Here is a 10540-nt window from a genome sequence, read left to right as displayed (position 1 = left end):
GATGGCCGCCCGCCTGGCCGGCGAAGACATCGAACCGCAAGGCCCCATCGAAACCGAAGCGGCCCGACGTCTTCAAGACGAACTCAACCAAGACCCGGAGTAGTCACCAGGTAACCCAACACTCTCTCAGGGACGGGTGGTGGGCACCGGTATCTGAATCGCATACCAGCGGTGGCCGCGGCCTCGTTCGGTCACGTCCTGAGCGCGTACGCGGTCGGCGTCATACAGCTGCTGCTCGACCGCCAGATCACGGTGGGAGCAACCGAAAAACGTCACGGCGCAAGCCGCGCCGGCTGGCATCGGGTTCGAGCAGCCGACGGCGACGCTGATGCACCTCGGGCCGGCCGTCACCTCTCCGGGCCGGCGAGTGACGCTCGGGCCCGGTTCGTCAGCACCTCGTTGTACCCACTGAGAACGGGGAGACGCTCCGGCCTGAACCACCCCAGCTCGACCCCTTCGACCCCGTCGGCTACAGCAGTGCCGGACACGCGGCCGGCCAGGAAGGTCACTCCCACGACGTACGCGTGGTCCCCGTTGGGATAGGTGACCTGGAACTCCGGACCCGAGTACACGTCGAGTTGACGCAGCGACCCGGCGACCAGGCCACTCTCCTCGAACAGCTCGCGGCGGGCACCGTCCTCGAAGGACTCCCCCAGCTCCAGGGCCCCACCGATGAGTCCCCACCGACCGTCGTCGGCGCGCCGCTGGAGCAGCCACCGACCCGATTCGCCGACCACGATGACCCCGGCCGCGGCGAGCAGCAACGGCCGGTGCCCCACCAGATCGCGCATCTCACTGACGTACGTCATCGCAGCGGGGCGCCACAACACGAACAACCAGGCCGATGATCAGTCACGGCGGCACTCTACGGAACCGGCCCGAGGCGAGAAGTACTGCGGGGCGGCGGCCGGTTACGGGCGGCGCCGCGGGTCGAGCATGTCGTCGAAGGGCAGGTCGGCCGCCGGCCGCTGGGTCAGCGTCGTGGCCGGCACGCCCGCCCAGCGGCGCAGGGTGGCGGTGGCCTCGGCCGCGTCGGCGGCGGTCAGGCGGGAGATGTTGGCGCCGTGGTTGGCGCCCGGGGCCACATACAGCGCCGAGTCGCGGCGGCTCGGGGTGAAGCGCTCGGCACCCCAGGGGTCGTTCTGGCCGTAGACGAACATCATGCGCTGCGACAGCGTGCGCACCCAGAGGTCGACGTCGATCATCGGCAGCGGGTTGTGCGGGCGGCGCAGTTCCGGCGGCAGCGACGAGTTGGCCGTGTAGAGACCCGGATGATGCCGCAGGCCGCGCAGGTGCTCGAAGCGCAGCGACGGCCAGCCGAGCTGGGTCGCCGCCTGGTAGTAGTACGGCCAGTAGAACTCCAGGCCCTGGTCGGTGTAGAACGACCAGCCGGTCACCCCGTCGATCCAGTCGTACAGCTCGTCGTCGGTGGCGCTCGACGACGGCACCTGCGAGCAGTCGGCGGCCGAGCTGTATTGCCAGAACGCCCACACCGTGTCGAGCACGGTCATCTCGAACGAGCGGTCGGCCGTCCCGATCGTGCCGGTGAAGGTCCAGCCGTTGGCGGCGGCTTGCGCCGCCAGGCGGGGCACGAGGCGGTCGCGACGCTTCAGCGCTTCCTTCTGTACGCCGTCGAGCGCCCCGCGGCAGGCCGCATCCCCGACCGTGTCGAAGAAGCGGTCGTACGCGCCGTCGAGGTCGTTGAGCGAGTCGTTGGGCGCCACATAGGCCACCACGCCGTCGATGTCGTTCGGATAGAAGCGCCGGTGGTAGACCGACGTCATGCCGCCCTTGCTGGCACCGGTCTGGATCCACTTCGTGGAGTAGATGCTTTTCAGCGCCCGCACGATCCGGTGCTCGTCACTGGCCTCCTGCCAGATCGTCAGGTCGGACCAGTCGGCCGGGCTGGGCCGCGACGGCGTGAAGAAGCGGTGCTCGACCGAGACCTGGTTGGCGTCGAGCAGCCGGGTCGGTTCGGTGCGTCCGGGGCCGGGGGTGGCCGCGAGCCCGTAGCCGCTGGTGGCCAGCACGACCGGCGCGTCGAGCGACCGGTGCAGCAGGGTCAGCCGTTGCTCGTACGTGCCCTGGCCGGGATGCTTGTGGTCGATCGGCTGGCGGTAGGTGAGCACGAAGAACCGGTAGCCGGTCGGCTCGCTCCGCGACACGACGGTCAGGCCGGGGATCGCCGTCAGACGGTCCAGCAGGTCGTCGGCCGCCGTGGCGGGCGCCGCGACAACCAGAGCGGGCAACAGCAGAGCGAGCACGGAACCGAGAACCGTGAACAGTCGGCGCATTGACACATACTAATGGGACGTCAAGTCCTCAGATCGAGCGCGATGTCGACGATCAGGTCCTCCTGCCCACCGACCAGGCCCCGCCGGCCCACCTCGACGAGGATGGTGCGCACGTCCACGCCGTACCGGGCGGCGGCCGCCTCGGCGTGACGCAGGAACGAGCTGTAGACGCCCGCGTAGCCCAGCGTCAGCGTCTCGCGGTCGACCCGCACCGGGCGGTCCTGCAACGGCCGTACGAGATCCTCGGCCGCGTCCTGCAGTGCGAACAGATCGCAGCCGTGCTCCCAGCCGCGCAGGTTGGCCACGGCGATGAACGGCTCGATCGGGCAGTTCCCCGCGCCCGCGCCCTGACCGGCCAGCGAGGCGTCGACGCGGTAGACCCCCTCCTCGACGGCGACCATCGAGTTGGCCACCGACAGCGACAGGTTCTCGTGCGCGTGGATGCCGAGCTCGGTGGCCGGGTCGAGCACGTCGCGGTAGGCCCGGATCCGATCGCGGACGCCGTCCATCATCAGCCGGCCGCCCGAGTCGGTGACATAGACGCAGTGCGCGCCGTAGGACTCCATGAGCTTGGCCTGCCCGGCCAGCACCTCGGGCGGGGCCAGGTGGCTCATCATCAGGAAGCCCGAGACGTCCATGCCCAGCGAGCGCGCGGTCTCGATGTGCTGCGCCGACACGTCGGCCTCGGTGCAGTGGGTGGCGATCCGGACCGAGCGCACCCCCAGGGCGTACGCCTGTTTGAGCTCGGCGATGGTGCCGATGCCGGGCAGCAGCAGCGTGGTCAGCCGGGCCCGCGAGATGTTGGCCGCCGCGACCTCGATCCACTCCCAGTCGGTGTGCGAGCCTGGCCCGTAGTTCAGGCTGCCGCCGGCCAGCCCGTCGCCGTGCGCCACCTCGATGCCGTCGACCCCGGCGGCGTCGAGCGCGCCCACGATCTTGGCCACCGAGTCGAGCTCCATGCGGTGCCGCACGGCGTGCATGCCGTCCCGCAGAGTCACATCCTGCACAAAGACCCGCGTCATCGCTGGGCCTGCCGGGCATGCTCTCCTGGCCCTACGGACACTCCGTTGACTCCGGTGCAGTCGATCATGCCGAGATCCTCTCCGCCGCGGCAATGGCCGCCGACGTCATGATGTCGAGATTCCCGGCGTACGCCGGCAGGTAGTGCGCCGCTCCCTCGACCTCCAGGAACACCGACACCTGATGGGTCACCGCCGCCGCACCGGCCAGGGTGTGCACCGGCTGCCCGTCGGGGATCGGGGTGATCTGCACCTGCTGCTTGAGCCGGTAACCGGGCACGTAACCCGCGACCACCTTCACCATCTCCTCGATCGAGGCCGTGATCGCCGCGCGGGTCCCCGGTGCCGGCGCGTCGACCAGGCACAGCACGGTGTCCCGCATGATCAGCGGCGGGTCGGCCGGGTTGAGCACGATCAGCGCCTTGCCCCGGCCGGCCCCGCCCACCTTCTCGATGGCGTGCGCGGTGGTCTCGGTGAACTCGTCGATGTTGGCCCGGGTGCCCGGTCCGGCGGACTTCGACGCGATGGAGGCGACGATCTCGGCGTACGGGACCGGGGCGACCCGCGAGATGGCGGCGACGATCGGGATCGTGGCCTGCCCCCCGCAGGTGACCATGTTGATGTTGCGCACCCCGGGGTTGAGGTCGAGGCCGACCGCGGGCACCACGAACGGCCCGAGGGCGGCCGGCGTCAGATCGATCAGCATCTTCCCGTACGGCGCGAGCTTGGCCGCGTTGGCGACATGGGCACCGGCCGAGGTGGCGTCGAAGACGATCGCGATGTCGTCGAAACCCGGCAGGGCGATGAGCCCGTCGACGCCCTCGGCGGTGGTGGCGACCCCCAGCCGTGCGGCCCGGGCGAGCCCGTCCGAGGCCGGGTCGATGCCGGCCATCGCCACGATCTCCAGCGTCGCCGACACCCGCAGGATTTTGATCATTAGGTCGGTGCCGATGTTGCCCGAGCCGATCACCGCCACCTTGGTGCGCATCAGACCTCCCCGAAACGGGTGGAGACCGTGCCCAGGCCGGTCAGCGTGGCGGTCACCCGCATGCCCGGCACGACCGGCACCATCGGGCCGAGCGCACCAGAGAGCACCACCTGCCCGGCCCGCAGCGGATCACCCAGGTCGCGGGCGGCGGTGGCCAGCCAGGCCAGCGCGGCCAGCGGGTCGCCCAGGCAGGCGGCACCCGAGCCCTTGGAGACGACCGCACCGTCCACGCTCATCTCCATCTGGACGTCCACCGGCGCCTGCTGATCGAGCCGCACCCGCTCGGCGCCCAGCACGAACAGCGCGCTGGAGGCGTTGTCGGCGATCGTGTCGGCGATGGTGATGTCCCAGCCGGCGATGCGGCTGTCGACGATCTCGAGCGCGGGCGCCATGGTGCCGACCGCCTGCCGGACGTCGGCCGGCGTGAAGTCGCCGTCCAGGTCGGCGCGCAGCAGGAAGGCGATCTCGGCCTCGATCCGCGGCTGCAGCAGGCCGGCCACCGGCACCGGGTCGAGCGCGCTGACGTCCATGTCGTCGAAGAGCACCCCGAAGTCGGGCTGGTCGACCCCGAGCTGCTTCTGCACGGCGGGCGAGGTCAGGCCGATCTTGTGCCCGACGACCCGCGCGGTGCGCAGCCGCAGGTCCGTGAGCTCCTTCTGGACGGCGTACGCGGCGGCGATGTCGCCGGAGCCGATGAGGTCGCGGACGGGCGCGCAGGGCGTCCGGTTGCGTGCAGCGTCGAGCAGGCGTTGCGCCGCGGGTGTGGTCATGCCGTGACGATGCCTGATCCGGGCGGCCGGGGCCTACCGAACGGTTCCGCTAGGCGGAACTTTCCCGGCGGGCCAGGGTGGCCGCGATCCCGGCCGCGGCCGCTTTCACCGAGACGGCGTGTTGCTGCGGGCGGAACCGGGTGGCCGGGCCGGCCACGCTGACCGCGGCGATGGCCAGGTCGTCGCCGTCGAGCACGGGCGCGCCGACACAGACGATCCCGACCGAGGACTCCTCGGCCTCGAAGGTCACCCGGGTCGAGGCCGCCTCGTCGAGCTGGCGGCCGAGGATGAGAGCCGACGTGACGGTCCGCGGGGCCAGGCGGGCCAGCGGCGCCGCGAGCACCTCGGCCCGTACGGGATCGGGCGCGAACGCCAGCAGCGCCTTGCCGATCGCGGTCGCGTGCAGCGGCATCCGCCCACCGAGCCGGGACGGCGCCCGGGCCTGCCGGTGGCCGCCGATCTTGGCCACGTAGACGACCTCGGTGCCCTCCCGCAGCCCGAGGTGCACGGTCTCATGCGTCCGTTCGTAGAGGTCCTCGAGGAACGGGGTGGCCACCTCGAGCAGGCTGCGCTCGACCGAGGCCCGCATGCCCAGCGCGAACAGGTGCCCGCTGAGGTGGAACTTGCCGTCGACCCGGTCGAGCAGCCGCGCGTCGACCATCTCGCCGGTCAGCCGGTGCAGCGTCGCCTTGGCCAGCCCGGTGCGCCGCCGCAACTCGGCGAAACCGATCCCCCGGTCGTCGGCGGTGAAGGCGTCCAGGATCGCGGACACCTTCGCGATCACGGTCATTCCTCAGAGCCTAGGCTTCCCGGTATGTCTGACACTCCCCTACCGCAGCGCGTCCGCGAGATGCTGCTCCAGCCCAACCCCGCGGTGATGGCCACCCTCGCCGCCGACGGCCGGCCGGTCAGCGTGGCCACCTGGTATCTGCTCGAGGACGACGGCCGCATCATGCTCGGGCTGGACGCCACCCGGGCGCGCATCAAGCACATGGAGAACGACCCGCGGATCTCGCTGACCGTGCTCGACAAGGACAACTGGTACACCCACGTGAGCCTGCAGGGCCGTGTGGTCTCCATCGTCCCCGACGAGGGCCTGCGCGACATCGACCGCCTCTCGATCCACTACGGCGGCAACCCGTACCCCAACCGGGAGAGCCCCCGCGTGACGGCCCACGTCGAGATCACCAAGTGGCACGTCTGGGGCGCCCTGCGCGACGAGTGAGTTCAGGCCCCGGCCAGCTGGTCGCGGCGGTGCCTCAGACAGGCGAGCTCGGCGGTGTTGCCGGTCAGCTCGATCGCCCGGTCGTAGGCCGCCCGTGACTGCGCACTGCGGCCCAGCCGGCGCAGCAGGTCGGCCCGGGTGGCGTGGAAGGCGTGGTATCCGTCCAGCGGCAGGGCGTCGATCTGGGCCAGCGCCACCTGGGGGCCGTCGAGCTCGGCCACCGCGATGGCCCGGTTGAGCCGGACGATCGGTGACGGGTCGAGGACGATCAGCTGGTCGTAGAGCGCGAGGACCTGCGACCAGTCGGTGTCGCGGACGTCGGGAGCGTCGGTGTGCACGGCGTTGACGGCGGCCAGGATCTGGTAGCGCCCCGGCGCCTGGCCGGAGGCGAGACGCGTACGGACCAGGGCGTGACCCTCGGCGATCAGCTCGCGGTCCCACGCGCCCCGGTCCTGGTCGCCCAGGGCGACCAGCTCACCGCTCGCCGACACCCGGGCCGGCCGGCGGGCCTCGGTCAGCAGCATCAGCGCCAGCAGCCCGGCGACCTCGCCGTCGGCCGGCATCAGGGCCAGCACCAGCCGGGTCAGCCGGATGGCCTCGGCGGTCAGGTCGGCCCGGACCGCCGGTCTCCCCGGGTCGGAGGCCAGGTAGCCCTCGTTGAAGATCAGGAACAGCACGGCCAGCACCCCGGTGACCCGCTCGGGCAGATCCTCCCGGGCCGGCACGCGGTAGGGGATCCGGGCTGCCTTGATCTTCTCCTTGGCCCGGGTGATCCGCCGGCCCATGGCCGGCTCCTGCGCCAGGAAGGCCCGGGCGATCTCGGGCACGGTCAGCCCGCCGACCATCCGCAGGGTCAGCGCGACCCGGGTCTGGATCGCCAGGGCGGGGTGGCAGCAGGTGAAGATCAGCCGGAGCCGGTCGTCGTCGATGGCGCCGAGCGGCTCGGCGGTGTCGGACAGCATCAGGGCCTCCCGGTGCTTGTCGTCGCGCCGGGCCTCGCGCCGGAGCCGGTCGACGGCCTTGCGGTGGGCGGTGGTGGTGAGCCAGCCGCCGGGGTTGGGCGGGACGCCGTCGGCCGGCCAGCGCTCGACGGCGGTCGCGAACGCCTCGGCCGCCATCTCCTCGGCGATGTCCAGATCGCCGAAGCGCCGGCACAGGGTGGCGACCACCCGGGCCCATTCCTCGCGGTGGGCCCGGGCGATCGCCTCGCCGGCGTCGGTCACCGGCCGAGGAACGGGCGGATCTCGAGCCGGCGGTTGCAGGCCTTCGACGCCCCGGCGGCGATCCGCAGGGCCACGTCCAGATCGGCCGCCTCGATGACCCAGAAGCCGGCCATGAACTCCTTGGACTCCAGGTAGGGCCCGTCGGTGAAGACCGGCGGGCCGTCCCGCCCGTCGACCACGGTGGCGGTGGCGGGCGACGCCAGGCCCCCGGCGAAGACCCAGTGGCCGTCGGCCTGCAACTGCTTGTTGAAGGCGTGGATCGCCACCATCTCCTCGTCGGTGCCGGAGTTGGACTTGTCGTCGAGCACGGAAAACAGATACTGGGCCATCGTCGATCGCGCTCCTGTCGTCACGCGGCCGCGTTCCCGGACCGCCTCACCGTGTCCACGAAGGCGACCGGCCCGATCCGACACGCCCCGCCGATATTCTGTCGGAGGCATCCGCTAACTTCTGCGCATGCCAGACGTGACTGTGCTCGGCGCCGGGGCGGCGGGGCTCGCCGTGGCGGCTCAGCTCAAGGCGCGCGGCCTCGACCCGGTCGTCCTCGAGCGCGGCCCGGGGGTGGCCACCAGCTGGCGCGGGCGCTACGACCGGCTGCGCCTGCACACCGTCCGGCGGTTGTCCGGGCTCCCCGGCCTGGCGATCCCCCGTGATTACGGCCGATGGGTCCGGCGCGACGATCTGGTGCGCTATCTGGAGGCGTATGCGTCCCGGTTCCACCTCGACGTGCGCACCGGCACGACCGTGCGGCACATCGAGCCCGCCGCCGGCGGCTGGTCGCTGCGGCTCGAGGGCGGTTCCGAGCAACCGGCCCGGGTCCTGATCGTCGCCACCGGTTATCTGCACACGCCGGTGGTGCCGGCGTGGCCCGGGCTGGACTCCTGGGGCGGCACGCTGATCCACTCGGCCGCCTACCGCAACGCCGAGCCCTTCCGCGGCCGTGACGTGCTGGTCGTCGGCCCCGGCAACAGCGGCGCCGAGATCGCCACCGACCTGGCCGAGGGCGGTGCCGCGTCGGTGCGCCTGGCCATCCGGACCCCACCGCACATCGTGCGCCGCACGACAGCGGGCTGGCCCGCGCAGATGAATGGTCTGCTGCTGGGCCGGCTACCCGAGCGGGTCTTCAACGCGATGGCCGCCACGATGGCCCGCTTCGACACGCCCGACCTGCGGCCGTTCGGCATCGACCGCCCGGCCGAGGGGCTCAAGACCCGCCTGCGCACCCACCGCTACGTGCCGCTGCAGGACGTCGGCATCGTCCGTGACGTCGTGGCCCGGCGGGTGCTGCCGGTCGCTGCCGTGCGCGGCTTCACCGAGACGGCGGTCGAGCTGGCCGACGGCACGACCGTCGAGCCCGACGTGGTCGTCGCGGCCACCGGTTACGGCACCGGTCTGCGCGAGCTGTTCGACGACCCGGCGCTGTTCGACGAGACCGGCGTGCCCCGGGTGCACGGCGGCGCACCGGCCCGGCCGGGTCTCTATTTCGTGGGCTACGACGTCACGCTGGGCGGCATGCTGCGGCAGGCGGCGCTCGAGTCGCGGCGGGTGGCCCGGGCGGTCAGCGCCGCTCAGTCCTGACCCGTCGCCTGCTCGAGCAGCCGGTGCAGCTTGACCGCGCGGGACGGGTGGCGGTGGGCCATCCAGGCGACCCGGCCGGCCAGATGGGCGGCGAAATCGGCGTGGCCGTCCCGGTTGGCCTCAGCCAGCCCGTGGGTGGCCGCGTTGTGCAGGATCGCCCGCAGCCGGTCGTATTCCTCCCGCGGCACGGCGGGCCGCTCGTTGACGACCAGACCGGTCAGGGACTGCCGCTGCGACCGGCGCCGGATCCGGATCTTGCCCGGGTGGATCCGGAACCCCTCCTCGGCCACGATCCGGCCGGCCAGCGTGACCAGCAGATCGACCCGCTGGGGATCGAGCGAGCCCGAGAAGGCCAGATCGTCGGCGTACCGCCCGTAGGCCAGGCCGAAGCGCCCGGCCAGCCCGCTCAGCCGCCGGTCGAGCCGGAACGCACACAGGTTGGCCAGCGCGGGTGACGTCGGCGCGCCCTGCGGCAGATGGGGCCGGCGCAGCAGCGCGGCGAGGTGCGGGCCGGGCGCAGCGCGCAGGACGTGGGCCGGTGTGCGGGTGGTGGTCAGCGCGGTCAGCGCGTGCGCGACGGGTTCGGGATAGCCGATGCCCCGGAACAGCCCGTAGATCCGCGCCGCCGTGATGCTGGAGAAGAAGGCGCGCAGGTCCAGGCTCACCAGGACGTCGTGGCCGGCGTGGACGCGGGCGAACGTGTGGGTGCCCCGGCCCGGCACAAAACCGTGGACGTGCTCGTGCACCGGCACCCGGGCCAGGATCTGGTCGAGCACCAGGCGCTGCAGGTCGCGCAGGCGCGGTTTCGGAGCCTCGATCAGGCGGTGCGGCCGCCACCCGTACCGGTAGTGGCGCAGCCGTTCGTCGCGCGCGTGCCGGTTGATCTCGCGGCGGTCGGCGAACCAGTCGAGCGCGTCACCGTCGACCCCGAGGAACGCGGCCAGCTCACCCAGGTCACCGAGCCCGGGCGCGTCCCACCGCATCCGGACGACCCGAGCGGGCACCACGAGCCGATGCCGGATGACGGTTCGCCGCACCGCCGTGCGGGCCCCCTCGGCCAGGAACCGGCGCAGCTCGCGGGGCCGGTCGGCCGGTGCCCGCGGATAGGCCAGCAGCACCTCGTCGACCAGACGCCGGGCCCACGCCGGGCCGCCCCCGGCCACCGACCGGATCGCCGCGACCATCTCGCCGGGCTGCCAGCCGGTGGTGAGCAGGGCGTCGGCCAGCGCCCCGGCCACCCGCGACGGCGCTTGACGGCGCGGCTCATACCACCCGTGGGTGGCAGCGTGCCCCGACGAATCCCGGTCGTGCCTGCGCTGGTCCGCGCGAAGCGCTGCGACGCGCCGGCGATGCGCTGCGGTACTCAATCAAACGTCCTCGGGGTTGCCCCGAAGAGCCCTCGCCACCGGCCAGCGGCGGACGACGGCCAGCTCAGGACACGCT

Annotated in this window: 11 protein-coding genes; 2 read left to right on the top strand and 9 right to left on the bottom strand. The window is 72.3% G+C overall.

Features of this window, described 5'->3' with window-relative positions; all coding sequences use genetic code 11:
* Nucleotides 1-347: 347 nt before the first annotated feature.
* The 6 genes from NAG42_RS43005 to NAG42_RS42980 form a co-directional block, all read right to left on the bottom strand.
* Nucleotides 348-791, bottom strand: coding sequence for an NUDIX hydrolase (locus NAG42_RS43005; protein ID WP_250038317.1), 444 nt, complete (start codon nt 789-791; stop codon nt 348-350).
* 120 nt (nt 792-911) lie between these two features.
* Complete coding sequence (locus NAG42_RS43000) at nt 912-2294, bottom strand: S28 family serine protease (protein ID WP_250038316.1); 1383 nt, start codon at nt 2292-2294, stop codon at nt 912-914.
* A 20-nt stretch (nt 2295-2314) separates the two neighbouring features.
* Entirely contained in the window at nt 2315-3316 is a 1002-nt protein-coding gene (gene dmpG, locus NAG42_RS42995; RefSeq protein ID WP_250038315.1) for a 4-hydroxy-2-oxovalerate aldolase, read from the bottom strand.
* Between the two features lie 64 nt (nt 3317-3380).
* The gene (locus NAG42_RS42990; RefSeq protein ID WP_250038314.1) at nt 3381-4301 is read right to left on the bottom strand and encodes an acetaldehyde dehydrogenase (acetylating); all 921 of its coding nucleotides are present in this window, start codon (nt 4299-4301) and stop codon (nt 3381-3383) included.
* On the bottom strand, nt 4301-5071 hold the full coding sequence (locus NAG42_RS42985) for a 2-keto-4-pentenoate hydratase (protein WP_250038313.1): 771 nt from the start codon (nt 5069-5071) through the stop codon (nt 4301-4303). The genes NAG42_RS42990 and NAG42_RS42985 overlap by 1 nt, the downstream gene beginning before the upstream one ends.
* A 49-nt stretch (nt 5072-5120) precedes the next feature.
* A complete protein-coding gene (locus tag NAG42_RS42980) occupies nt 5121-5861 on the bottom strand; it encodes an IclR family transcriptional regulator (protein WP_250038312.1) in 741 nt (246 codons plus the stop codon).
* 24 nt (nt 5862-5885) lie between these two features.
* Here NAG42_RS42980 and NAG42_RS42975 point away from each other — a divergent pair, with 24 nt between their 5' ends.
* Entirely contained in the window at nt 5886-6296 is a 411-nt protein-coding gene (locus tag NAG42_RS42975; protein ID WP_250038311.1) for a TIGR03618 family F420-dependent PPOX class oxidoreductase, read from the top strand.
* Nucleotides 6297-6298: 2 nt separating this feature from the next.
* Here NAG42_RS42975 and NAG42_RS42970 read toward each other — a convergent pair whose 3' ends face one another.
* Nucleotides 6299-7519 carry an RNA polymerase sigma factor gene (locus tag NAG42_RS42970; protein ID WP_250038310.1) on the bottom strand — a complete coding sequence of 407 codons (1221 nt, stop codon included), beginning with the start codon at nt 7517-7519 and terminating at the stop codon, nt 6299-6301.
* The gene (locus tag NAG42_RS42965; protein ID WP_250038309.1) at nt 7516-7848 is read right to left on the bottom strand and encodes a YciI family protein; all 333 of its coding nucleotides are present in this window, start codon (nt 7846-7848) and stop codon (nt 7516-7518) included. Before NAG42_RS42965 ends, NAG42_RS42970 begins: the two co-directional genes overlap by 4 nt.
* 127 nt (nt 7849-7975) lie before the next feature.
* Between NAG42_RS42965 and NAG42_RS42960 the strand changes: the two genes are divergently transcribed.
* Nucleotides 7976-9097, top strand: a complete 1122-nt coding sequence (locus NAG42_RS42960; protein ID WP_250038308.1) for a flavin-containing monooxygenase — start codon at nt 7976-7978, stop codon at nt 9095-9097.
* Here NAG42_RS42960 and NAG42_RS42955 read toward each other — a convergent pair.
* Nucleotides 9088-10335: a reverse transcriptase family protein gene (locus tag NAG42_RS42955; protein WP_250038307.1), complete on the bottom strand. Its 1248-nt coding sequence runs from the start codon at nt 10333-10335 to the stop codon at nt 9088-9090. The two genes, NAG42_RS42960 and NAG42_RS42955, sit on opposite strands and share 10 nt — an antisense overlap.
* Nucleotides 10336-10540: the final 205 nt, after the last annotated feature.

The organism is Paractinoplanes maris (genome assembly GCF_023544465.1).
GTDB classification, from domain to species: domain Bacteria; phylum Actinomycetota; class Actinomycetes; order Mycobacteriales; family Micromonosporaceae; genus Actinoplanes; species Actinoplanes maris.
The sequence above is the reverse complement of the archived record's forward strand: the minus strand, read 5'-3'. Positions and strand labels throughout refer to the sequence as shown.